34 protein-coding genes are annotated in these 19,892 nt (G+C 65.6%); 2 read left to right on the top strand and 32 right to left on the bottom strand.

The annotated features are described in order from the left end of the window. Window positions 1-427: 427 nt before the first annotated feature. The 32 genes from IBL25_RS07365 to IBL25_RS07520 form a co-directional block, all read right to left on the bottom strand. Entirely contained in the window at window positions 428-1,147 is a 720-nt protein-coding gene (locus IBL25_RS07365) for an HK97 gp10 family phage protein (RefSeq protein ID WP_187777907.1), read from the bottom strand. Beyond that, entirely contained in the window at window positions 1,144-1,455 is a 312-nt protein-coding gene (locus IBL25_RS07370) for a hypothetical protein (RefSeq protein WP_194433637.1), read from the bottom strand. Before IBL25_RS07370 ends, IBL25_RS07365 begins: the two co-directional genes overlap by 4 nt. A gap of 44 nt (window positions 1,456-1,499) precedes the next feature. After that, window positions 1,500-1,910 carry a hypothetical protein gene (locus IBL25_RS07375; RefSeq protein ID WP_187777908.1) on the bottom strand — a complete coding sequence of 137 codons (411 nt, stop codon included), beginning with the start codon at window positions 1,908-1,910 and terminating at the stop codon, window positions 1,500-1,502. A 6-nt stretch (window positions 1,911-1,916) separates the two neighbouring features. Then, window positions 1,917-2,222, bottom strand: a complete 306-nt coding sequence (locus tag IBL25_RS07380; protein WP_187777909.1) for a hypothetical protein — start codon at window positions 2,220-2,222, stop codon at window positions 1,917-1,919. A gap of 106 nt (window positions 2,223-2,328) precedes the next feature. Next, window positions 2,329-3,282: a phage tail tube protein gene (locus IBL25_RS07385; protein WP_187777910.1), complete on the bottom strand. Its 954-nt coding sequence runs from the start codon at window positions 3,280-3,282 to the stop codon at window positions 2,329-2,331. Window positions 3,283-3,354: 72 nt separating this feature from the next. Beyond that, complete coding sequence (locus IBL25_RS07390) at window positions 3,355-3,555, bottom strand: hypothetical protein (RefSeq protein WP_187777911.1); 201 nt, start codon at window positions 3,553-3,555, stop codon at window positions 3,355-3,357. A gap of 10 nt (window positions 3,556-3,565) precedes the next feature. Beyond that, the gene (locus IBL25_RS07395; protein ID WP_187777912.1) at window positions 3,566-3,967 is read right to left on the bottom strand and encodes a phage tail terminator-like protein; all 402 of its coding nucleotides are present in this window, start codon (window positions 3,965-3,967) and stop codon (window positions 3,566-3,568) included. Between the two features lies 1 nt (window position 3,968). Next, complete coding sequence (locus tag IBL25_RS07400; RefSeq protein WP_187777913.1) at window positions 3,969-4,301, bottom strand: hypothetical protein; 333 nt, start codon at window positions 4,299-4,301, stop codon at window positions 3,969-3,971. Window positions 4,302-4,303: 2 nt separating this feature from the next. Then, entirely contained in the window at window positions 4,304-4,912 is a 609-nt protein-coding gene (locus IBL25_RS07405; protein ID WP_187777914.1) for a hypothetical protein, read from the bottom strand. Window positions 4,913-4,914: 2 nt separating this feature from the next. Continuing rightward, window positions 4,915-5,187, bottom strand: coding sequence for a hypothetical protein (locus IBL25_RS07410; protein WP_187777915.1), 273 nt, complete (start codon window positions 5,185-5,187; stop codon window positions 4,915-4,917). Between the two features lie 70 nt (window positions 5,188-5,257). Continuing rightward, window positions 5,258-6,571 carry a phage major capsid protein gene (locus IBL25_RS07415; protein ID WP_202986711.1) on the bottom strand — a complete coding sequence of 438 codons (1,314 nt, stop codon included), beginning with the start codon at window positions 6,569-6,571 and terminating at the stop codon, window positions 5,258-5,260. A 24-nt stretch (window positions 6,572-6,595) separates the two neighbouring features. Then, window positions 6,596-7,318 carry an HK97 family phage prohead protease gene (locus tag IBL25_RS07420; RefSeq protein ID WP_187777916.1) on the bottom strand — a complete coding sequence of 241 codons (723 nt, stop codon included), beginning with the start codon at window positions 7,316-7,318 and terminating at the stop codon, window positions 6,596-6,598. Between the two features lie 148 nt (window positions 7,319-7,466). After that, a complete protein-coding gene (locus IBL25_RS07425; protein ID WP_187777917.1) occupies window positions 7,467-9,188 on the bottom strand; it encodes a phage portal protein in 1,722 nt (573 codons plus the stop codon). An 18-nt stretch (window positions 9,189-9,206) separates the two neighbouring features. Beyond that, the gene (locus IBL25_RS07430) at window positions 9,207-11,009 is read right to left on the bottom strand and encodes a terminase large subunit (RefSeq protein WP_187777918.1); all 1,803 of its coding nucleotides are present in this window, start codon (window positions 11,007-11,009) and stop codon (window positions 9,207-9,209) included. Further along, entirely contained in the window at window positions 10,966-11,415 is a 450-nt protein-coding gene (locus IBL25_RS07435) for a P27 family phage terminase small subunit (protein ID WP_187777919.1), read from the bottom strand. The genes IBL25_RS07430 and IBL25_RS07435 overlap by 44 nt, the downstream gene beginning before the upstream one ends. A gap of 144 nt (window positions 11,416-11,559) precedes the next feature. Next, window positions 11,560-11,913, bottom strand: coding sequence for an HNH endonuclease (locus IBL25_RS07440; RefSeq protein WP_187777920.1), 354 nt, complete (start codon window positions 11,911-11,913; stop codon window positions 11,560-11,562). 317 nt (window positions 11,914-12,230) lie between these two features. After that, on the bottom strand, window positions 12,231-12,782 hold the full coding sequence (locus tag IBL25_RS07445; protein ID WP_187777921.1) for a hypothetical protein: 552 nt from the start codon (window positions 12,780-12,782) through the stop codon (window positions 12,231-12,233). Beyond that, window positions 12,779-13,141, bottom strand: coding sequence for a hypothetical protein (locus tag IBL25_RS07450; RefSeq protein ID WP_187777922.1), 363 nt, complete (start codon window positions 13,139-13,141; stop codon window positions 12,779-12,781). The genes IBL25_RS07445 and IBL25_RS07450 overlap by 4 nt, the downstream gene beginning before the upstream one ends. Further along, window positions 13,138-13,662 carry a Lar family restriction alleviation protein gene (locus IBL25_RS07455; RefSeq protein ID WP_187777923.1) on the bottom strand — a complete coding sequence of 175 codons (525 nt, stop codon included), beginning with the start codon at window positions 13,660-13,662 and terminating at the stop codon, window positions 13,138-13,140. The genes IBL25_RS07450 and IBL25_RS07455 overlap by 4 nt, the downstream gene beginning before the upstream one ends. Then, complete coding sequence (locus tag IBL25_RS07460) at window positions 13,659-13,955, bottom strand: DUF551 domain-containing protein (RefSeq protein WP_187777924.1); 297 nt, start codon at window positions 13,953-13,955, stop codon at window positions 13,659-13,661. The genes IBL25_RS07455 and IBL25_RS07460 overlap by 4 nt, the downstream gene beginning before the upstream one ends. Then, entirely contained in the window at window positions 13,955-14,221 is a 267-nt protein-coding gene (locus IBL25_RS07465) for a hypothetical protein (protein ID WP_187777925.1), read from the bottom strand. Before IBL25_RS07465 ends, IBL25_RS07460 begins: the two co-directional genes overlap by 1 nt. Next, on the bottom strand, window positions 14,221-14,442 hold the full coding sequence (locus tag IBL25_RS07470; protein WP_187777926.1) for a hypothetical protein: 222 nt from the start codon (window positions 14,440-14,442) through the stop codon (window positions 14,221-14,223). Before IBL25_RS07470 ends, IBL25_RS07465 begins: the two co-directional genes overlap by 1 nt. Next, window positions 14,442-14,657, bottom strand: a complete 216-nt coding sequence (locus IBL25_RS07475; RefSeq protein ID WP_187777927.1) for a hypothetical protein — start codon at window positions 14,655-14,657, stop codon at window positions 14,442-14,444. Before IBL25_RS07475 ends, IBL25_RS07470 begins: the two co-directional genes overlap by 1 nt. Continuing rightward, entirely contained in the window at window positions 14,650-14,883 is a 234-nt protein-coding gene (locus IBL25_RS07480) for a hypothetical protein (RefSeq protein WP_187777928.1), read from the bottom strand. The genes IBL25_RS07475 and IBL25_RS07480 overlap by 8 nt, the downstream gene beginning before the upstream one ends. A 214-nt stretch (window positions 14,884-15,097) precedes the next feature. Continuing rightward, a complete protein-coding gene (locus IBL25_RS07485; protein WP_187777929.1) occupies window positions 15,098-15,370 on the bottom strand; it encodes a hypothetical protein in 273 nt (90 codons plus the stop codon). Then, complete coding sequence (locus IBL25_RS07490) at window positions 15,370-15,621, bottom strand: hypothetical protein (RefSeq protein ID WP_187777930.1); 252 nt, start codon at window positions 15,619-15,621, stop codon at window positions 15,370-15,372. Before IBL25_RS07490 ends, IBL25_RS07485 begins: the two co-directional genes overlap by 1 nt. Then, window positions 15,621-15,944, bottom strand: a complete 324-nt coding sequence (locus IBL25_RS07495) for a hypothetical protein (protein ID WP_187777931.1) — start codon at window positions 15,942-15,944, stop codon at window positions 15,621-15,623. The genes IBL25_RS07490 and IBL25_RS07495 overlap by 1 nt, the downstream gene beginning before the upstream one ends. 172 nt (window positions 15,945-16,116) lie before the next feature. Next, entirely contained in the window at window positions 16,117-17,262 is a 1,146-nt protein-coding gene (locus IBL25_RS07500) for a helicase RepA family protein (RefSeq protein ID WP_187777932.1), read from the bottom strand. Then, entirely contained in the window at window positions 17,255-17,686 is a 432-nt protein-coding gene (locus IBL25_RS07505; protein WP_194433638.1) for a hypothetical protein, read from the bottom strand. Before IBL25_RS07505 ends, IBL25_RS07500 begins: the two co-directional genes overlap by 8 nt. Continuing rightward, window positions 17,683-18,162 (bottom strand): RusA family crossover junction endodeoxyribonuclease, encoded by a 480-nt coding sequence (locus tag IBL25_RS07510; protein ID WP_187777934.1) that lies wholly within the window; start codon window positions 18,160-18,162, stop codon window positions 17,683-17,685. Before IBL25_RS07510 ends, IBL25_RS07505 begins: the two co-directional genes overlap by 4 nt. A 24-nt stretch (window positions 18,163-18,186) precedes the next feature. After that, complete coding sequence (locus IBL25_RS07515; RefSeq protein ID WP_187777935.1) at window positions 18,187-18,597, bottom strand: hypothetical protein; 411 nt, start codon at window positions 18,595-18,597, stop codon at window positions 18,187-18,189. A gap of 236 nt (window positions 18,598-18,833) precedes the next feature. Next, complete coding sequence (locus IBL25_RS07520; protein WP_187777936.1) at window positions 18,834-19,037, bottom strand: helix-turn-helix domain-containing protein; 204 nt, start codon at window positions 19,035-19,037, stop codon at window positions 18,834-18,836. Here IBL25_RS07520 and IBL25_RS07525 point away from each other — a divergent pair. Both IBL25_RS07525 and IBL25_RS27515 read left to right on the top strand, forming a co-directional pair. Beyond that, window positions 19,036-19,545, top strand: a complete 510-nt coding sequence (locus IBL25_RS07525) for a helix-turn-helix domain-containing protein (RefSeq protein WP_187777937.1) — start codon at window positions 19,036-19,038, stop codon at window positions 19,543-19,545. The two genes, IBL25_RS07520 and IBL25_RS07525, sit on opposite strands and share 2 nt — an antisense overlap. Before the next feature lie 95 nt (window positions 19,546-19,640). Beyond that, the coding region (locus tag IBL25_RS27515; protein WP_202986712.1) for a pentapeptide repeat-containing protein at window positions 19,641-19,892 on the top strand (252 nt) is incomplete at its 3' end.

Consider the following 19,892-nt stretch of genomic DNA (forward strand, 5'->3'; position numbering starts at 1 on the left):
TAGTTTTCGGAGATCGCGAAGGATGCGCGTAATCGGAATTGGCGTTGCTATAATACTGGGGCTGGCACTGATCGGCGCATTAGGTCAGTCCGCCTCCGGCCCTAAACCTGATCAAGCATTTATATCTGCAGGTGAGAACTGGATACGTGATCGTGTTGCGGATGGTCTTGGCCTAAGAGAGAGTGTTCAATTCGGGCGTTATGAAATTGTCAATTTCGAGAAGAATTGGCATGCCATGTGCGGCACTGTTACTTACAGAACCCGCGACAACAAGCGTACAATCCGATCCAGGTTTTGGGCTGGTGCTTTCCCTCGGCAGGACGGCACATGGAGCTTCATTGTTAACGCGGTTGAGGCAGGCGCGCGGCCCGAGATTGCGAGAGACCAGTGGCAACGGTTCTGCAAGAACATCCCTACGCCGTCTTAGCTATCTGACGCTAATCACCAGCGCCGGGTTCTCCACCGGCCTGCCGGCCTTTTGCCCGGTCTTCAGTATGTACTGGCCTGGGAAGTGGACGGTGTAGACCCGCCTGGCATCAAGCGTTGGGAACCGGCGCCGCACAGCCACCGCGGCGTCGTCCACCATGTTAGGCGGGACACTGAAGCGGAGACGCCGGTTGCCAGCCAATTGAACATCCTGAAGGCGCTCGTAGGGCTGAAGATTGGTGATCAGGATCTCGCCCACACCGGCTCCGACCTTCTGCGGATCGAAGCTGCCCTGACGGATGATCCTGGCTCCGGCGGCAGAGCCAGCATTGAAAGACGCCGCCACCTTGGCCCCGTTGTGGTAGGTGCCGCGGGCCGGCCCTGAGGTGTATCCCTCGGCACCGATGGCATAGATCCAACTGTCCCGGAACTTGCCGCCCCGCACCGGGGACCTGGCCCGAAGGTAGGCCATGGCGAAGGCGGCTGCCTCCCCGATCACCGAGAAGCGGTAGACAATAGCGCCATCGGGCTTGACCGATGCCTCGTCAGCCCCCTCTCGACCATCCACAAAGGTTCGGTAGGACGGGGACGCCCGCCCTGACCGGATCAGCTCGTCTCGACCCTCGCGGGCGACCCGCGCCAGGATCTTGGACTGCTCGGCCGGCGACAGGTTGCGGGAGACGAAGGCATTCACCTGGCGGGAGAAGGCCGATCCGCTCATTTGCCATCCACCTTCTGCTGCTGCCCCCACCAGAGAAGATATTCCTCATCCATGGCGGCGAGGCACCGTTCCAGGAAGGCCATCTCTTCAGTGGAGTAGCGGTGATGCAGGCACCAATCGCGGACGGATGACCATGTGATCCGCCCGGGGGCGCTCTTGATCATCACCCCGCCGAGCCCTCCGCCAAAGCCGGCGACGGTGTGAGGCCGTTCATCGTGGAGACGATGCCAAGCCCGCCAGATCCAGATGAGCCAGTCGTCCAGATCCGGCTGAGGCGGCTTCTCTTCATCTGGAAGGTCTGCCAGCACCTCCCGATACCGCCCCCACTCCAGCGCCAGCCGGAGGGCCTGCCTTAGTTTCCCGCCGCCTCCTCAAGGTCCGCAGTGCGGCGCTGCCCCACCTGCCCGGCCGCCCGGTAGCAGGCCAGCAGCAGTTCTGCGTAATCGGGATCGCGCAACATGTCCTGGAACTCGGCGAAGGTGACCTCGCGGCCATCATCGTGGTGCAGGTTCCGGACGCCGAGGACCACGTGCTCGATGAGCACTTCCGTGTTGATGGCGCGGCGCTGGGCGTTGCTCAGCTTGGATACGTCACCGTTCAGCGGAATGGCTGCGCGGCGCTGACGGCGGGCCTGCGCGTCGTAATAGGCGTCGGTGAAGCCGCGGGTGTGGATCTCGAGATCGTCGAACTCGTCGCCGACCTTGATCCAGTCGCCCTCGTTGATGGCCTTCGAGTTGGTCTTGAAGGCGGACAGCTTAGCCATTGCGGTTCAATCCTCTGCGGGAAGGGTGTTGGGTGCGGGGAAGTCGATCGAGGTGCCGTCGCGGTATTCGATCCGGGACACCTCGCGGATGCCACCATCGGGGTGGCGCATCCGGTAGTCGGCCGACGCGCTGTCAATCAGGACATGCGGCCCGACGATCTCCAGGGTTGCGCGGGTCAGGCGACCCACACCCATGTCGATGCTGATGCCCTGGATCAGCAGCGTCTTGCCCAGGTTCTCGCCCGTGTCAGAGCGCGTGACCCGGACACGGTGTGGCTCTGGGCCCTCGGCCTCGATTTTGACGCGGTCCATTACGGGATGGTCCTTGCGGGATTGCGGGGCAGGAAGGCGGGGCCGGCCGCGCCCCGCAGCAGCGGCCGGCCCCTACGCTCGCCGGTGCCGCGGCGCCGGCAGGCGATTACGGGGCAGCGGCCGGGGTGCGGGTGATCCGGAGCGCGACGCCATTGCCGTCGTCGCCGCCTTCGAGATCGAACCTGGCCATGATCGGCTGGCCAGGGCCGCCGGCATTCACAGTGGGGTTCATGATGGTGGAGCCCGGCATCTCGAACTTGTAGGAATTGCCGGCCGCGTCGAGCGTGCGGAAGGAGAGCAGGCCAGCCGTCTCGGCCTTGAACCGGTCATAGAGGGTGAAGTCGCGGAAGTAGAACTCCACGCTCCCGCTCACCATGAAGTTGCCCATGCGCATGCCGGCGGCGCTGGCGGAACCGAGGCCGAAGTCAGCAGCAGCGCCATCATTGGTGATGTTCAGGGTGATGCTGTTGCAGACGGCCGGCACCGCCGCGCCATCCAGCATGACATCGCGCACACCGCCCACAGGGTCCATGACGCGGCCCGTCGGGGCTGCCGTGTAGGTGCCACCGGTGGAGGCCGAGACGGCGGCCTTCTTCTCTTCCTTCGCCAGCACGCCGAAGGAGCCGGAGAGGAACTGGCCGCGCGCGACGTTCAGCGTGCCGCTGTTGATGAAGGAACCAGCGTACTGCAGCAGGGTCGTCGCGGCGAACCTCTTCTCGAAGAGGAAGCTCTTGAACACCAGGCCATTGGTCAGAACGTCGCCGGTCCATTCGCCGCCGAGCAGGCCCGCCAGGATGTCATCATAGGTGCCGTAGCTCAGCGCGAAGTCGATGCCGCCGCTTGCCGTCTCGTCCGTCGTGACCGCCGACGACGCCACGCGGCTGGGGTTGATCTCGCTGGGCCGCTGGCGCGTCTTCTGGCCACGCAGGCTTTCGCCCGTGAAGCGGATGGCCTTCAGCTTCGGGCTGGCGGGCATGACGCCCCAGGCCGTCTCTTGGATGTAGGCCAGCTGGACGAGGTTGCTCTCCAGGCCGGCGGCGTAGTTGGTGGTCGAGGCCATGCGGCCCTCCATGAAAAAAGCCGCCCGGAGGCGGCCTGTGATGCGTGGGGGAGCGGCCTCGCGGCCGGGGGTTCAGCCCGCCTTCTCGGCGGCCTTGGCTTCTTCCTTGGCGGCTGCCTTCTCGACCCGCTCCGCCGCCTTGGCCTCCTCCTTGGTCGGCACCGGCTCGGCGCGCTGCCCGGGCAGCAGGAACGGCGTGAAGCGCTCGTCCACAGTCTGGTCGCCGACCTCTTTGCCGGCCTCGTCGAAGATCTTGAAGGTACGTTCGGCCATGCGGCCCTCCTCAGAAGGACTGGAAGCGATAGGCAATTTTCAGCGGCAACCGATGCCAGTTGCCCTCCTCGTCATCCCCACCGGCATCGAAGATGAAGCGGTCATAGAGCACCGCGCGGGGCGGCAGACCGCGGAACCAGTCGGCTGCCTGCTTGCGCAACGCTACGCCTTCTGTGATGCCGGAGCCGGTGGGGATCACCACCGCCACGTCGATCATCCCCTCCTCCAGCCAGACGCCAGGGCCCAGTTCCATGGGCTCGGAGCCATCGGCGCGGAGATCGACGGCCAGGAAGGGGGCTGGAGGCTCAGGAAGGTCGAAGGGCTCATTCGGCCACGCAACCGTTAGGCCGGCCTGCGCGGCGCCGTCAGCGATGATCGCCCGGGCATCGAGCCACACGTCAGGGCTGCTCATGTCAGGAGACCCATATCGACCAGCCGATCAGCAGTGGCCCGTCAAAGATCGGCCGAGCAGCCTTCACGGTGGATGTGCGACCGTCGATCACCAGCCGGTCGGGCTGCGCGGGCGGGAATGGCCAACCAGCAGCGGCAATCTCGTCATGGAGCGTTTCGACCTGCTGGTCGTTGACCTGCACGCCACCCTGGATCTCCTGCGGGCGGTAGGTGCGCGGGAAGCCCAGCAGGGTGACGGAGACCGCCGGCGTGGTGCCGCGCGCCTGGCGCGTCAGGACCATAGAGCGGCCGTTCTTGCGGATCTCGGCGCGCCGTCCGGCGAGGAGTTCGCTCATGGTCAGCCCATCACGTAGCGGACATAGGGAGCCAGGAGGCTGGCCGCCTGCGGAGGCAGCGCGCCCATATCGGCGCTGGCGATCCAGGAGGTGGAGCCGACCCCTTCGACCGTGCGGGAGCGCAGCATGGGATCACGTCCCATGCCGGCGGCGCGCGCGGCTACCAGGGTCAGGCAGGCCTGCTCGATGTCGGCCGGCAGGTCACGGTCGGGGGAGCCAGGCAGGGACCAGCCAGCGGTGTAGGTGACCGTCAGCCGCCGGCTGAACCACCCGCCACGGCAGTCCCCGTGCAGGCGGTAGATCAGGCCGGCCGCGAGGTCGCATTCCATCTCGTCATCGAGAAGGCCCAAACCATCCGAAACGACGGCCGGCGCGGCGATCAGCGGCGCGCGGTCGAGGATCAGCGGGCCATTGGCGGGGCGCAGGAAGGTCTGCGTGACCGTCTCGCGCGCAAACCGGCGGCGGCAATGGCTGACGATGGACGCCGAAGCTTGGTCGATCCACTCGCCCACCGTGATATCGTCCACGTCATCCCCCACCACGGCCTGAGCGCGCACGGCCGCAATGGTCGTCAGGCGGGTGCCGGTGGCGGGGGTGACGATGGACAGCATGGTCAGGCGCTCTTGTTCTCGGGCGCGGCGCCCTGCGCCTTGTTCTCGGCCACGGCCTCCGCCTTGGCCTCACGCTGCGGAGCGCCGGCGGCCACCTTGTCCCACTTCGCCGCTTCCACGGCCGTGGCGCGCGCCAGGCGCTCCTCGTAGACGGCGTGCGCTTCCGCCACGGAAGGCTGGGTTGGCGCCGCCGGCGCGGTGCCGGCCTGGTTCAGCTTCTCCACCGGCTTGGTTTCGGCCTTCGCCGCCGGCTTCGGATTGGTCTCGTCGGCCATCTGGCCCTCCTGAAAGACAAAGCCCCGCCGGAGCGGGGCCTATGGGTTGCTCAGGGGTGTGGCAGCCGGATCAGGCCGCCACCTTCACGAACTTCACGGCCTGGGTGTCCAGGATCATCCCGCCCACACGCTTCGTCGTGTAGAAGCCGACGAAGGGCTTGTTGGTGTACGGGTCGCGCAGCGTGCGGATGCCGATGCGGTCCAGGATGCGGTAGGCGCGGCGGAAGTCACCGAAGGCGATGGGCATGGCGTTCGCCGCCACGTCCGGCATGTCCTCCAGGTCGGTCACCGGATAGCCCAGCAGGGAGCCGGGCTCGCCGGCCTGCAGCGAGGGCTGCCACAGGTAGTTGCCGTCGTTGTCCTTCCACTTCCGCATGGTGGCCAGCGACACGCCGTTCATCAGCCAGCGCGCGTTGCGGCGGTAGCCCTTCTTCAGGCTGTAGATGACATCCAGCAGCAGGTCGCCCGGCGCCGTGGTTGGCAGGGTCGCCGCGGCACCGGTGGGGAGAAACTGGAAGGTGCCGAACGGGCGGGTCTTGTCGCCGGTGGCCGCCATCGGCGCGGTGAACAGGCCCTTCGGCTTCTTCACGCCGTCACCGAACAGGAAGGCCCGGCCCTCCTTTTGCGCGAACTCGTAGGCGATTTCGCCCGCCAGCTCGGCCTCCAGATCAACCCGGCTGTCGTCCAGCAGGGTCTGGCTGACCTGCGGGTTGGCGTAGATCTCGCCGAAGGTGCCGGCGATCTCCGTCCACTGCGGGCCGCTAGTGGCCGGACGCGCCTCCGTCTCGCCGACCCAGCCGCTGCCGGCGCCGCCCAGGCTGACCAGCTTGCGGTACTCGGTGGTGCCGATGGCCTGGGCATCGAACAGCCCGCGGACCTCGCTCTCGTCGCGCAGCAGCTTCAGGATCTGGCCGTCCACGGTCTCGGGCACCAGCAGGCCGCCGTCCTCCGGCACCAGCGTGGTATTGGCCTTCCGCTCCAGGTCACGCAGCTCGTGGTCCGTGATGGCGCCACGGCGGGCCCACTTGTCCCAGCCAGCGCGGTGCTCCCGCTTCTCCGGGGTATCCATGGCGCCGGGCTCGGAACCACCCGCAGGGATGCGGTTGGCCTTCTTGCCGATATCCATCAGCTCGTCGGACAGCTTCTTGATCTGCCCTTCCAGCTTGTTGACGGTCTCGGTCGCGGTCGGGTCGGCTGCGCCCCGCTGTTCCAGTTCCTTCAGGCGCCGATCATTGGCGGTCTTGAACTCCTCGAAGCCGCGGTTCACGCCCTCGATGAGCTTCTTGACTTCGACGAGCGGCGTTTCGCTCCCGGCCTCACGGCGCTCCAGAGCAGGGGCGCGGCCACGCAGGGCCGTGCCGTCCATCAGATGATGTCGGTTCATACTGCCCTCCTTGGGGGCGTGTGTTCAGGTAGAGGAAAGGGAGCCCTGAAGAGCCCGCAGGCTGTCCATCAGGTCCGACACGCCGCCCGCCTCTTCGTCCCGAAGATCCATGGCAGCCTTGAAGCCGACGCTGGCGATGGCCCGCGCCTGGCTGTGCGAGTACCCGCCCTCTTCACGAAGGAAGGCCTCGAATTCCTTGGGCAGGCGGATACGATCCGCCGCCTTGACGTTGGAGACGCGGGCCGCGCCGTTCGCCGGAAAGGTGACCAGGGAGACTTCCCACAGATCCACCTGCTTCAGCGTGCGGATGCCGCTCTTCTCGTCCCGCTCCGACTTCACCGTGGCAAAGCCGATGGACAGGCCGGAGATGGCCTTCATCTGCAGCAGTTCGTGCGCCTCGGCGCCCTGGCGGGTCTTCAGGGCCAGCTTGCCCTCGACATAAAGGCCCCGCTCGTCCTCGCGGATCGAGGTGTAGACACCGATGGGCTGGCGCTGGTCGTGCTGCCAGAGCAGGGCCGGCAGGGTCCCGGCAGAGCGGTGCTCCGCCAGCGAGGCTTTGAAGGCCCCCGGCGCGATCCGGTCGGAATAGCTGTCCAGGACGCCGAAGACGGAGCCATACCCGGAGAAAGTGCCGTCCGCGGCAACCTCCTTCACCTCCAGCCCGAAATCCAGGGTCTTGCGGCCCCCGAAGCCGTCGCGAACCTCCAGCGCAGCGCCGGTCGCCCGGCTCGCAGCTCCCCAGCGCATCGCATTCTCCTTGAGATTGGGGGGCAAACCCCCCATAATTCGGTTTCCACCGGGTGACGCCCGGAAAGTCGCTATACCGACGCGTCGCTTGGCCTTCGGGCCGTTGGACGGATGGGGATGTGGCGCACCCTCACCCGGTGGAATTCCCTCAAATAGGCTTGTACTGCGTCGTGTTGCCGATGGCCGCCGTCGGCATCCGCTGCACTGTCACCAGGCGGTTGCCGCCCTGTGGAGACGAAGGCCGGATCACGTACTTGACCACCATGCCCTCTGCATCAGGCGCCGTCCGCACCCGGACAAGCGTGCCATTGGCGCGATCAACGTAGCTTTTGGCGCCAGTCGGCCGCATGACCGAGGGGATAGCTCGCAGGTCCGCAGCCGTCGCTGGCTTGCGAGTGCCGACCTGACGCATTGCCTTCTTCAGCACCCGGTCCTCGGCATGGATGGTGCCGCCGGACCACCGGATGCCCGCCGCCTTGAGCCCGGCTCGATCCTTCTTTGACAGCTTGCCGATCCGAGCCAGGGCCCCTGAGGGGTGAACCGCCGCCAGAACCGCGGCAAGCATGCTGTCGAAGCTGGCGAACCTGCCAAGCGCGTCGCGCAGGAAGGTGCGCGCCTTACCCTCAACGCCGAAAGGGCGGCGGCCCTTGCTCGGCTCGCCTCCCGTGTCCTGTTCCTGCGCAGCCTGATCCGGGGTGGCCATGTTCAGCGGCTGCAAGGGCTCGCTGAGGCCGTCGAGCTCGTCCAGTTCTTCCCAGCCGCGCGCCTCGTTGCGCAGCAGCCAGCCATCCTTGATGCCCTGGCCATAGGCCGTGTAGCGGGTCTTGATGTCGGCCCGCTCCAGCGCCGCGACGTTGTGCTTGGCGAAGACGCCGGGGCGGTCTCGGCCGATCAGGTCGCGCTTGATCACCCCTTCCCAGCGGTTGACCCAGGGCAGGACGCTGTATTTGACGTGCGCCAGGAAGAAGGCCTCGGCCGAGGCGAAGGTGCTGGCCTTGTCCGTGTGGCCGATCATCTGCGGGAACACCCGAAGCGCCCGCGCGATCTCCTCAATCTGGTAGCGCCGCGTCTCAAGATGCTGCGCGTCCACGCCCGTCATGCTGACCGGGGTGAACTTGGCGTTGCGGTCCAGGATCAGCGGCTTGCCGCGGTTCTGGTCACCGATGAAGTTGGCCTCGATGTGCGCCCGCAGCAGGTCATAGTCCGGCTTCTGCAGGGCGCCCTCGACCGAATACAGGCCGGTGGTATGCAGGCCATTCGCGTGCAACGAAGCGTGTGCCGCCTCCGTGGCGATGGACAAGCCGATGGCCTCACGCGCCAGGCGAATGACCTCCAGGCCCGTGAAACCCGCCCAGCTCGGCCCGCGCAGGTGCACGACCTCCGAAGCTGTCAGATCGAAAGTGGCTCCGTCCGGCAGATGGACCTTGTGGACAATGCCCCAGTCCTTGTGCTGCTCGGTCGTCACCCAGCCCGGCTGCAGCGGCAGCAGTTCCACCACCCGGCCCCGTACGACGTTCTTCCAGGCGATGCCGTTGCCGCAGAGAACGGCGTGCAGCATCAGCTGCTCGCGCAGCTCCTGCCCGGTCTGCCAGTCGTTCGGCATGTCCAGGAGCGACTGAAGCTCATCATCCAGCGCCACGCGCGAAGAGCCCCGGCGCTCGTAGATCCGCAGTGGCAGACCGGACACGTCTTCCGCCAGCACGCGTGCGCCGGCGAGGACCCCGGTGACCTGCATGGCAGTGCTGGTGTTGACCGTCACGCCGGCCTTGGAGGAGCGCCCCCAGGTCAGCAGATCTCGGAACAACTCCATGGAGCCATAGCGCGGCGCAGACTTCTCCTCCCGCCCCAGCAGGCGTGACAGGAAACCCATACTGTCGGCCTCCTGCCGTTATGCGTCTTGCCAGAATGAGCGCGCCGGCGCCGGCGCGGTGGACGTTGCCGCCCCAATCGCCATCGCCAGAGCGGTCATTCCGTCGATGCGCCCTCGCGAGCGCTTCTTGTCGAAGAACCGGTTGCCCTGCCCGTCGCTGATCAGCGTGGCATTGCCCGAGCACCAGCGTGTGATGGCGCTGTCGTGGATCGTGATGCCACCCGAGAGGATCAGATCCTCCAGCGCCTGCACCGAACGCGGCATCCAGAGTTGCTTCTCCGAATGCAGCCCCCGCTGGCCCTGCGCGTGGCGGATCATCTTCAACCCGGAGCCCTCCGGCTCCTTTGGACCCTGGTATTCCCAGGTCGCGAACCCCGCCTCCGACGCGGCATCCCGGAAGCCGTTGAAGTGCGCCAGGTCGAAGGCCATGGCCTCGACGTTGTGCCGCACCGTCATGCGCTCCACCTCGGCCGCCACGAAGCTCATGCTGATGGTCCGCCCCGGGACGGCGTTCAGCAGCTTCTCCTCCACCCATTGCGGGTACGGCGCCTTGTCCTTCGCTTCCGCGTCGGCCAGCCCATCCTTGGGCTTCCAGTAGTCGATGCGTGCGTACAGATGCCCTGAGGCGCCGCGCCAGACCTTGCCCAGCGCGGTCAAATCGTTTCGCTGCGACGGATCAAGGCCAAGCCAGCAGGGCATGCCCAGCATCTCAGCATCGTCCACGTCACCCAGCGCGCTGTCCCACAGATCCTCGTCAATCCAGTATTCCGACGATCCAACCGGGATGCCGAAGAACAGGCGCTTGACCGACAGCGCCTTGGACGCCAGCCCGCGGGCTTTTGCCACCTCGTTCCGCACGTTGTCGGCCGGGTACGTGATCCCCAGCGCTGGCAGCGACTTCGGCCAGCAAGTCTCGTCCTCGAAAGGGTCGTCGTCCTTATCGACACGGGCAATGAAGACGAAGGACGTGTCGTCCTTGAAGGTGCCCTTCACCACGTTCTGGTAGAGCTCGGAATACTCCGTACCCACCATCTGATCCGCCGCCGGCGTGTTGGTGCCCAACATCATCAGCGGATCGCCCGGCATCTTGGTGATGGCGGCAGACCACAATTCAATTGCTTCGGACGATTTGAACTCGTGGATTTCATCCGCGAGAACCGCCGTAGGGCGCGGACCTGATACGCTGTCCCCGTCAGCCAATGCCTGAAAGAGCGAACCCGTCTCAGGGTGTTCTATGCGCCACGCCATGTTGCCGGTGCCACGAATAAGCACCAAACCACGACCTTCTAAGGTATCTCCGTCTTCCTCGCCTGGGATCGGGGCGCGGCACATAGCGACGCCATCCTGAAAGAGGACGTTTGCCTGCCCCTTACTCCCGGCGATGGCATACACTTCTGCGCGCTTGATGCCCGAGAAGCCCATCAAGTAGAGCCCGACACCAGCCATGAGAGGGCTCTTAGCTTGCCCCTTGCCAGTTTCTAGCCATGCGGTCCGGAAGCGACGCGAGCCATCCGCCCGCCGCCAGCCGAACAAGCACCCGACAGTGAACAGATGCCATGGCAGAAGATGAAAAGGCTGGCCCGCTTTGGCCCCCGCCGTGACGCTCAGCACAGCGGGGAAGAAGCCGATGGCGTGCGCCGCCTGCTCAGGGCTCCAATGCAGCCCCCTCGCCGGCCCATCCTTCAGATCCCGCAGGTGTCGTTCAGCAGCGTGGCGGACCAGGTCGCCGGCGATAATCTTGCCCGATACCGCGTCCTGGGCCCAAGCGGTGGTCGGATCAGCCGCCCGCTCGCTTGAGGTAGCTGTCTGCCGCCGTGACACGCTTGGTCTTCCTCTGCACCTTGGTGGCAGCGCCACGGCGGCGCGGGTTCAAGCACAGTTCCATCTCGGCCGTGGTGGCATCACTGTCGGCCTGCCGCATAGCGACCTGCCACATGCTGAGCTGAGGGACGCCGGTGTTGGGCGAACCAACCACCTCGCCCTCCAGCAGCACCTTCGCCGCAGCGAGGTCGTAGCGGATGTAGGCCAGCACCAAGCGCTGCACCGCGTGGCGGTTCACCGCCGCCAGGGTCTGCATGTCGCGAAGCTCACCGCACACTCGGGACCACTCCCGGCGGGCCATCTTCCGCAGGTTCGCGTGGAGCCCATCAGGCCGCTCAGCGATCAGAAGCTCCCAATCTGGCTCCTCGACATCCATGCCGGGGCCCGCGATCACATCGAGTGCCATTGCTTTCCATTACAGGGGCTTAGGTCGAAACCCCCCCTCCGTTTTTTGTTCCCTGCGAAATGGACGGCCCCAGTCGGTCCAGAGGGGTAGCCCGGCCAAAGATTTGACCCGCCCCCCCCCGGTCAGGATGGGCCAGGGATCGCCTCAGCGCGGCGCTGAGGGCTGCCTGCGGTTCCACGGGTGGCTCGGGTCGAGCGGGCGTCCAGCGGCGTCACAGCCCCGCACAGCGAGCCTGCCGCCGTTGCGTCGCTGGCCGCTGGCCAGTTCCTTCACGCTCCGGTCATGGGGGCCGCAGAGGGTGCGGAGGTTGGAGAGGGCATCAAGCTGGGTCAGGCCGACCGCACCCCGGGGCCGGGCCTGGATATGGTCGCAGGTCAGTTCCTGCGTGGGCGTCCTGCAGCCGAGAACAACGCAGCGGTGGCCATCACGCCGGAAGCACTGTTCCCGCAGGGCCAGCCACTCGGGGGAGACGTAGAAGGGATCGCGCTGCTTCCGCATCGACCCTCCAGACACAGAAAAGCCCCGGGAGCGTGGGCTCCTAGGGCTTCGGGCGCAATGCGCACTAATAATGTTTGGCTAGCAGTTCTCTAAAAGTCGGTCAACCACAATCTGATGGCGGAACATCCCACTGGTAGAAATACAGCCAATCCTCCCGGTTCTCAGACGGCACGTTGTAGCATCCGATATCGCCAAGGCGGATTTCGGTGCCGCAACTAGGGCACGTCCATCGGTGATCCATGGGAAGGATGGGGCCCGTAAGGTCGAAGTCGCTGATGCAGACCGGGCATTCAACGTCGATGTATGGCGCCATCACCTCAGCCATTGCCGCCTCCTGCAGGGGCAAGCCCCCAGTGCTCCGCCAACCTAGTCAGAGCCGCCCGCACAGCGCCCTTCGCCTCGGTCGGGTTCATGCCACGCCGCTGCGCTATCTTAGCGAGCGGCAGGTTCTCCAGGACCAGCATTTCGACCAGGGCGTGGGCACTGCACCCCAGGGCTGCGATGGCGTTCCGCATGGACACCATGGCTGCCAGCTGCTGGTCGGCTAGATGGCCCTGCTGCCAATGCGCGCGGCGGCCGACAGGGCAGCGGTCCTGATCATGGACGCCCATGGCTGCCGAGGCGGTGACGATGTAGCGCTCACAGGCCAGGAAGTGCTCCAGCATGATCGTGCCGGCCTGGTGCATGCGGCGGAACTCTTCCACCCTGCGGCAGCCCATCACCTCCCGGTTAGGGTTCTCAGGATCGGGCCGCATGACCTTCTCCACGTCGCCGCGGTTGAGGCGGAGAGTGGGGCCATAGTCCGTCACCGGGTCTACTGCTCGGCGGGTGCCATGGCGGAGTGCCTTTTGCACAACGGACTGGCTCATGCGGTGGGTTCCTTGGGGGCGGGAGGCATCGGATGGAACGTCATCGGAGACTGTGACGTGATGAAGCCGCCGCTCTCCCTCGGCACCACCACCATCCCCCTGCCGTGGATCGCGGCGAGGGCTGTGCGGGCTTTGGCATGGATGCGGTCGTCCATGCTGAGCTGCACCGGCCTCTTCCGTGCCTTGCTGCGGCGCGCCTTGTTGGCCGAGACCCACGCCCGCACAGCCCATTCGCGCTCGACCACTGAGCCAACATGCGGCTCGGCTTTGTTGAGGATCAGGCGGGTCCACAGCATCAGCGCCGGGTAGAAGCCGTGGGCCTGAGCTTCCTGCTGGACTGGGATAGGGAGCCCCATCATGTCCGCTCCTTCATGGCTTGGCGGGCGCGCTGGATTGCCAAGTGGAGGTCGGTCGTCCCTCGGGTGCCGTAGACGCCATCCTTCCTCGCCCAATCCAGGACGCATTCGCCCCACTTGATCAGGTCAGCGACCACCGTGCTGAGCCTGTCCTTCGGCTCCTCCTCGCTCAGCAGGCCGGCGCGCTCTCGGATCAGCCCGGCGGCCTCGAACAGCGCATCAGCCTTCTTGTCCCAGCCCCATGCAGCGCGAACATCGGGCGGCGTGGCTTGGTGGAGTGCCTTCGCCCTTTCCGCCTGCTCTTGGACGATCTGTGCGGCCCATTCTGTCCCGGTCCGGCGGTTCCAGCGTTCGGCCAGGGGCGGCTCGGCATCGTCCATGAGCGGGAAGATCAGCGGGCTGCTCATATGGCAGTTGCTGCACTCGACGAACACGGCGCCGAAGTTGGCGTCTTCCTCGTTCTCGCAGCGGTGGAACTCGGCCCTCCCGCCGCAGTGGGCGCAGGGCAGCAGGCTCTCGCTCATGTCGCATCCCCGTCATTGGAGGTCAGCAGGCCGGCGCGCTCGGCGGCGGGTGGCTCGGGCAGGGGACGCCAGTGGGTTGGGTGGATGATCATGCCCGTTCCGATGATGCTCCACCCCTTCAGGTTGTCATCGAACCAGGCCATGGTGACCACGTGATGAGTGCCGGCCCAGTTGGCGAACGTGAACGGCCACACGAGGATGTTGTTCCCATCCCGTGGCGCAGTCTCGATGGGCAGCCATTGCAGCGCGGCCTTGAGATCGGCCAGGGCGGGGGCGGTCTTTGTGTCGGGCATCACGCTTCCTCCGCCTTGGGCTGGATGTGCTTCAGGGGCTCATGCGGCGCGTAGCCGCAATGAGCGCAGTACCAGGGGTACTTCCTGTTCGGCTTGAAGTGGTGCAGGTCCGGCTTAGGAGGGCGCTGCGCAACCTCCGCCATCCGGGCCACCTTATCCCGCGCCATCTGGAGGGTTTCGCTGTCGGAGAGCGCTGGGAACTCGCGCTCCAGGCCGAGTTGCACCACGCTGACGACCCAGGAATACGGGACGTTGACGTTGGCCATCACGCCTTCTCTCCGCTCTGGGTGGGGGTCTGCCGCGCACGCTCGGCGGCCATGATGGTCCTGCTGTGCCGATAGAAGAGGCGCACCCAGCCGATGCGGGTGGCGACTTGATCGAGGCACCACCAAGCCATGGCGGCGAAGAGGGCCAGCCCACCAACGCACATGAAGCCGTAGCCCATGCCGAGAGCGAGGTAGTGAGCCGCGAACCTGATCTGCTCCATCACCCCCTCTCCTCTTCGCTCTGTACAAGGGCCATTTCCGCCCGGCGCTGAGCCGTCAGTTCCTCATCCCGCTCCACCGCGATACCGATCCACGCCCCGCGAGCAGTGAGGACGACGCGATGCACCAGCCCGCAGTCACAGCACGCCATGGGCCAGATCGTGCTCGACCGGACGGACCATGGCTTGCCGTCGTATCGCTGGACGAATTCAGCCATGGGGCTCATCCCGTTGCTCGGCGCTGATCTGAGGGGCGGCGGGTGGGGCGGGGAGCTTCTCGCAGGTGGTGTAGGCGTGCCGGCGGGAGCGATAGCCTTGGAGGATCTTCCGATGCCCCTCGGCGATGGCGCCTTCCTCATTCTCGGCCTTGATGGTCATGCCGTACGCGACACCGCCGTTCCGCTTGGCGTAGCGATAGGCGACCACAACTCGGAACTCGCTCATCCAACCCTCCGTTCCGCCAACCGGGGCAGCCCGGCGTCATCCAACAGGTGCGGACCAAGATCCTCACGGAGACAGGCCGGTGGCTTTGTCTCAGCCACCCACTGGCCGCAGCCATGGCATCGCGCTCCGGAACAAGCCCCAGAGACAGGGAAGCCGTCTCGGCAGATCTGGCGCCCGGGCACGAAAGAGGTGCAGGCGTCGTTGCGCTTCTCCATCACGAAACCCTCCGTTCCGCAGCCGCTTCCAACCAAGCGGTGGCTCTCTTCGACAGGACAGGCGCATCCGGAGCCGGGGCAGAGGCAGCCCGCTCCAGAGCCGCCAGGAGGCCGGAGAACACGTCGATCTCCGCCTGGAGGCAGTCGCGGTCCTGATCGCGCTTGCACCGGCTCTGCGCGGCCTTGGCGCGGTCACGCAGGCCAGTGAGGCGGTTGCGCTCGATGTCGATGGTGTAGCCGCGGGCGACCACGTAGCTTTCGGAGCGGGGCATCAGCGGCACCCCACCTGCTTGCCCTGGCCGTCGAGGCGGGGCGTGACACCGCCAAACAGCGCAGAGAGATACTGGCAGCCGGTCCTGTGGTCCGTGTGGAGGGCAAGGCCACTGCGGGCGCTTGGGCTATCCGTATCGTCCGGCGGGTTGGCACCCGTGACGTAGTTCACCGCCGCAATCATGAGCAGCAGGGAAGCAATGCCAGCCGAAGCACCCCAGGCAGCCGCGAAGGCTTTCCAGTAGGTCCGCATCACCGCACCTCGGCAGAAAAGGGAATGTCATCCTCCAGGCCAGCCGAGATCGGCTTCTTCGGCCCGCCGCCGCGCTGGGGCATCGGATGCTCACCCGGCGTACGCTGGCGGGGCTGGTAGTCGCCGCCCGATGCCTGGCGCTGCTCCCGCGGCTCCTCGACCTTGATGGAGAAGAAGCGGCCCTTCTGCCCTTCCTTGATCCAGGCGGCGATGGGGTACTCGACCCCGCCGACCATGATCTTGCCCTTGTGGCTGGGGGCCTTCTCGTTGTCGCTCTCGTTCCGGAACAGGGTCCCGGTCATGTCGCGCTGTTCAAACGCCATCTTCACGAACTCCGGAGATCTGATGTTCCATCCGGACATGCCGGACATTGTCCCGGACATGTCCGGGATGCGGGACTAGACAGGCCGGACATTTCCCGGTATGCGGGTGGAACCCGCACCGGAAACATGTCCGGTTCTGTCCGGGCGGTCCGGCCCGATGTCTCGACCGAGATCACGGGCACCAAACCCTCCCAGAATTCGAAGCAACGGCACGCCGAAGGCCCAGGGCCGTGGTGGCGCGCATGAAGGCCTTCTGCTTGGCGGCCTGGAGCGCGCCGGGCTTGCCACGGGAATAGAAGGCTTCCCGCCACCATTCCTCGGGGACGCTGGGGCAGCCTTGGGGCACGCCGGGGAAGCCGCCACGCCCCTTCTCATTGAGAAGGTCCTGGAGGATCTGCAGCGCCATCAGGTTGTCACCGGTGAGCGGCTTGGCGGAAGGCGTCTGGTCTTCCGTCTCGTCATCCTCGGCGGGGGCCTCGGCTGTCTCGACTACGCAGGTTGTTACGGGCTCGTCGTGGCGGTTCCGGCCGATCTCGACCGTCTTCAGGTCGAAGTGGAAGACATCGCCCTTCCGCAACTCGCGCTGCTTCACCACCGTGGCAGACTTGGGCGCGCCCTCCTCGCCAGCCTTCACCTCGATCTCTGTGTCGATGGCGCCGCGCAGGGACGAATGCCCGCGCGCGCCCTTGGCGCTGTCCTTGCCGCTGTGATGGATGAACAGGACGCAGCAGCCGATCTCTTGCCGGATCAGGTCCATGTTCTTCACCAGCGCGCCCATGTCCTCGGCGGCGTTCTCATTGCCGCCGGCCATGGCGCGGGCGAGGGTGTCGATGACCACCAGCTTAGGCGGCCCCTTCACGTCGGCCACGTCCTGCAGGGTCTTGATCAGCCGCGGCGTGTCTGCGTCAGGCAACAGCAGGTTCATGCTGGAGCGGATGGCGGCGAACGGAATGTTCGCGTCTTCCATTCCGTTCGCTTCCCGCCAGGCCGCGACGCGGTTCTGGAAGCCTACGCCGCCTTCAAGCGCGCAGTAGATGACTGGGCCGCCTTCGACACGGCGCCCATTCCACTTCTGTCCGGCCGCAACGTGCAACGCCAGATCCGTCGCCCAGAAGGTTTTGCCGGCGTTGCTTTCACCGAAGACCACGGCCGAGGACTGCTCCATCAGGAGGCCCTGAACGAAGTCCTGGGTGTCGAGGCAAGGCTTGATGTCCTCGAACCAGAGGAGCGGGAAGCTGGTGGCAGGCTCCTTCGGGGGCTTGCCATGGGAGACGGCCTCATACAGCGAGGCGAAAGTCTCGAAATCAATATCAGCCACGGCGCCGACCAGTGCGGCGATGCCACATGATGAATTCGGCGAGCTGGGCGCCAATGAGACGGTAGACCTCGGTGTAGAGCAGAGGCTCACCAAGGCTTTCGTTGATGCGCATGGCTTCGGCCTCGATGTCCGAGACCTTGGCCTTGATCCCTACCAGGGCGCGCACTTCCTTCTTGATGAAGGCGTGCGCTTTGCCCCGGCGCATCTGCCAGACCGGGATGGCTGTGTTCAACATGCCCGCAAAGTGGATGCGCAGGTCGTCAGGGGCGCACTCACACCCGAGCCGGCCGGCTGCCTCGGTCAGAGAGAGAAGCGCATCCTCCTTCTCCAGGATGCGCATGGCGATCATCTTAGCGAACCCGTCCACAGCCTTCAGCGGGCCGGCAGGGATGCGGACGCTTGGGTGGAGGTGGTTCTGTTTCACGCCGCCCTCACCCGGATGATGGTCTCGGGGACGAGCGCGTAATGCTTAGTGGCGAGCTGGGCGACGATCTGGGCGTCATCGCGCCAGACCACGCCATTCAGGGCGTCGCACACCAGCTTGACGATGTTGTCGAGATCGGGCTTACCGATGGGGCGTGCGACGCCGCTCGCGGCCTCAGTCTGACGGCGTTTCGACCATGAAACCGGGATGGGAACGCCAACCTCGATAGTGACGGCAAGCGGACCTTGCAGGCAAGGATTGCCCACCGCCTGATCAGCGCAATGCCGGACATGCGCCTCCATGGTGACGGTCTGATCTGGGGTGTGGGCGTGGCCTGTCCTGCGGTTAAACCGCGGCCGCTGCTTGCCACGCATGACACCCGGCACGCGGATCACCATCGTGGCGCCGGGGACAGGCTTCGGGCCAAGCATTTCCAACTCGGCATTGAGGCTCATGGCGGTCTCGACCATCATCATTGACCAGCCCTCCGCCTCAGTTTCTCAGCTTTGGTCTTGCACCATTCCGCCCCGTCCCAGCATCGGTCGCCCATCCAGCCCAGCAGGCTGGCGCACATGCGCCAGATCTTCTGCATGCGTATCTCCCGTGAGGGTTTCGAGGGCTGCCAGCTCTGCCCGAAGGCGAGCCGCGCGCTTTCGGCGCGAGGCCATCAGCGCGTTTTGCGCAGCGATCCATTCCTCGGCGCTCACCGATTTGGCGGTGCCGTAAAAGAAGCCGTAAGCACGTCGGTACGAGAGGCCGATGGCACGCGCCACGCGCTCAATCGTGCGCTGGGTCGTAGATGCCTCTTCGGCGCTCCCGATCTCGCGCGCCAACCGTTGCATGGCTTCCACCGTGCCGCTCATCTCAGCCTCGCAAAACTTCTGCGCGGTCGCGCAGGACAATTGCGTCATCACGCAAAGCTCCATGGCTATGGTCTGGGCCATGGAGAGCGTGCGGATTTTCGGAACTGACGACTTGGACGGGCTGGGGCGGCAACCCCGGCCCTTTTCCGTTCTGCGCCGAGCCACAAAGAGCCCGGCATGAGGAGCAATCGTTGCCACACATCAGTCGTGGCTCTCCTCGTCGGCGTCACGACGACGCATGAGGAGGGCGGCGACCAAGCCGACAGCGAAGAGGAAGAGGCCCTTCACGCCGCCACCTCATGGCGCGGCACAAAGTCGGAGGCCGTCACCTGTCCCGAGGTTGCTGCCTCAATTCTCGCGACCGCCTTCCAGTCCGGACGGCGGCGCAGGCATTCCCAGCTATGAACGGTGGACACGGGGCTCCCCAGCTTCTTCGCCAGGGCTGCCAGGGTCAGGCCGTTCGCCTTGCGGTAATCGAGGAGCGTCATGCGGCATTTGTACGCGGAGAGTAGACAAAAACGCAAGCACGATTTCTACAGGAGCCGGCTTGGGGGCAAATTGGCCGCAGAGCAAAATCTACTTATGGCAGAAAAGAAGTCAGGCCTCTCAAAGGAGGCCAAAGCGATGCAGCACAACTTAAAGTTGTGGAGAAATTTCAAGGGATACACGCTTAGAGCGCTAGCGGAACAAACCGGGAACCCAGTATCAACGTTGAGTAGCTGGGAGAACGGAACAAGAGCCTTGGACCTGGACGATTTAAGAGACTTGGCAGCGTTTTACGGTGTGCATCCAGCAGCCCTACTCATGACCCCTGAGGTCGGGCCAGGCGCGGTGACCCGGATGCAGCAGGCGGCGTCCATCATCCAAGACATGTCAGATAAGGTTGCTACGACTTGGCTGGTGATGGGGAAGCTATCAGCGGACTATCCTGGCGACCCCGATCCAGAGGGGCGTCGGCAGGAGGCGGGCAAAGAGGACGGCGAGCTAGACAAATAAAATCTGCGGAGAGTAGACAAAAAGCCTTGCCCACCTTTCTACTCTCCGCGTAAAGTTCCTCCTGTCGGCACCCCGCCGATTAGGAGGTTCCCACAGTGACCACCACCGAGATTTCCGCAGTTGAGCGCGACGACGCTCCTGCGACCCCTGACACAGTCCCCGTCGAGATCGTGTCGCGCTGGGACGCGAAGCGCGTCCTGTTCCGCGCTGAGATCGACGCTTCTATTCCGATGCTTGGTCGCATCAAGGCGGCGGTTTTGCTGGCCCTGAAGTCTGGCGCGTACCTGGGTGGCGCGTGCCTGCGTGGCGCGGACCTGCGTGGCGCGGACCTGCGTGGCGCGGACCTG

The organism is Pseudoroseomonas ludipueritiae (assembly GCF_014490445.1).
GTDB classification, from domain to species: Bacteria; Pseudomonadota; Alphaproteobacteria; order Acetobacterales; family Acetobacteraceae; genus Pseudoroseomonas; species Pseudoroseomonas ludipueritiae.

Coding starts and splice junctions, on each gene's coding strand:
- IBL25_RS07365 (WP_187777907.1), bottom strand. CDS start 1,147: ATGAGCGGATCGGCCTTCTCCCGCCAGGTGAATGCCTTCGTCTCCCGC.
- IBL25_RS07375 (WP_187777908.1), bottom strand. CDS start 1,910: ATGGCTAAGCTGTCCGCCTTCAAGACCAACTCGAAGGCCATCAACGAG.
- IBL25_RS07380 (WP_187777909.1), bottom strand. CDS start 2,222: ATGGACCGCGTCAAAATCGAGGCCGAGGGCCCAGAGCCACACCGTGTC.
- IBL25_RS07385 (WP_187777910.1), bottom strand. CDS start 3,282: ATGGCCTCGACCACCAACTACGCCGCCGGCCTGGAGAGCAACCTCGTC.
- IBL25_RS07390 (WP_187777911.1), bottom strand. CDS start 3,555: ATGGCCGAACGTACCTTCAAGATCTTCGACGAGGCCGGCAAAGAGGTC.
- IBL25_RS07395 (WP_187777912.1), bottom strand. CDS start 3,967: ATGAGCAGCCCTGACGTGTGGCTCGATGCCCGGGCGATCATCGCTGAC.
- IBL25_RS07400 (WP_187777913.1), bottom strand. CDS start 4,301: ATGAGCGAACTCCTCGCCGGACGGCGCGCCGAGATCCGCAAGAACGGC.
- IBL25_RS07405 (WP_187777914.1), bottom strand. CDS start 4,912: ATGCTGTCCATCGTCACCCCCGCCACCGGCACCCGCCTGACGACCATT.
- IBL25_RS07410 (WP_187777915.1), bottom strand. CDS start 5,187: ATGGCCGACGAGACCAATCCGAAGCCGGCGGCGAAGGCCGAAACCAAG.
- IBL25_RS07415 (WP_202986711.1), bottom strand. CDS start 6,571: ATGAACCGACATCATCTGATGGACGGCACGGCCCTGCGTGGCCGCGCC.
- IBL25_RS07420 (WP_187777916.1), bottom strand. CDS start 7,318: ATGCGCTGGGGAGCTGCGAGCCGGGCGACCGGCGCTGCGCTGGAGGTT.
- IBL25_RS07425 (WP_187777917.1), bottom strand. CDS start 9,188: ATGGGTTTCCTGTCACGCCTGCTGGGGCGGGAGGAGAAGTCTGCGCCG.
- IBL25_RS07435 (WP_187777919.1), bottom strand. CDS start 11,415: ATGGCACTCGATGTGATCGCGGGCCCCGGCATGGATGTCGAGGAGCCA.
- IBL25_RS07440 (WP_187777920.1), bottom strand. CDS start 11,913: ATGCGGAAGCAGCGCGATCCCTTCTACGTCTCCCCCGAGTGGCTGGCC.
- IBL25_RS07445 (WP_187777921.1), bottom strand. CDS start 12,782: ATGAGCCAGTCCGTTGTGCAAAAGGCACTCCGCCATGGCACCCGCCGA.
- IBL25_RS07450 (WP_187777922.1), bottom strand. CDS start 13,141: ATGATGGGGCTCCCTATCCCAGTCCAGCAGGAAGCTCAGGCCCACGGC.
- IBL25_RS07455 (WP_187777923.1), bottom strand. CDS start 13,662: ATGAGCGAGAGCCTGCTGCCCTGCGCCCACTGCGGCGGGAGGGCCGAG.
- IBL25_RS07460 (WP_187777924.1), bottom strand. CDS start 13,955: ATGCCCGACACAAAGACCGCCCCCGCCCTGGCCGATCTCAAGGCCGCG.
- IBL25_RS07465 (WP_187777925.1), bottom strand. CDS start 14,221: ATGGCCAACGTCAACGTCCCGTATTCCTGGGTCGTCAGCGTGGTGCAA.
- IBL25_RS07470 (WP_187777926.1), bottom strand. CDS start 14,442: ATGGAGCAGATCAGGTTCGCGGCTCACTACCTCGCTCTCGGCATGGGC.
- IBL25_RS07475 (WP_187777927.1), bottom strand. CDS start 14,657: ATGGCTGAATTCGTCCAGCGATACGACGGCAAGCCATGGTCCGTCCGG.
- IBL25_RS07480 (WP_187777928.1), bottom strand. CDS start 14,883: ATGAGCGAGTTCCGAGTTGTGGTCGCCTATCGCTACGCCAAGCGGAAC.
- IBL25_RS07485 (WP_187777929.1), bottom strand. CDS start 15,370: ATGCCCCGCTCCGAAAGCTACGTGGTCGCCCGCGGCTACACCATCGAC.
- IBL25_RS07490 (WP_187777930.1), bottom strand. CDS start 15,621: ATGCGGACCTACTGGAAAGCCTTCGCGGCTGCCTGGGGTGCTTCGGCT.
- IBL25_RS07495 (WP_187777931.1), bottom strand. CDS start 15,944: ATGGCGTTTGAACAGCGCGACATGACCGGGACCCTGTTCCGGAACGAG.
- IBL25_RS07510 (WP_187777934.1), bottom strand. CDS start 18,162: ATGATGATGGTCGAGACCGCCATGAGCCTCAATGCCGAGTTGGAAATG.
- IBL25_RS07515 (WP_187777935.1), bottom strand. CDS start 18,597: ATGACGCAATTGTCCTGCGCGACCGCGCAGAAGTTTTGCGAGGCTGAG.
- IBL25_RS07525 (WP_187777937.1), top strand. CDS start 19,036: ATGCGGCATTTGTACGCGGAGAGTAGACAAAAACGCAAGCACGATTTC.
- IBL25_RS07520 (WP_187777936.1), bottom strand. CDS start 19,037: ATGACGCTCCTCGATTACCGCAAGGCGAACGGCCTGACCCTGGCAGCC.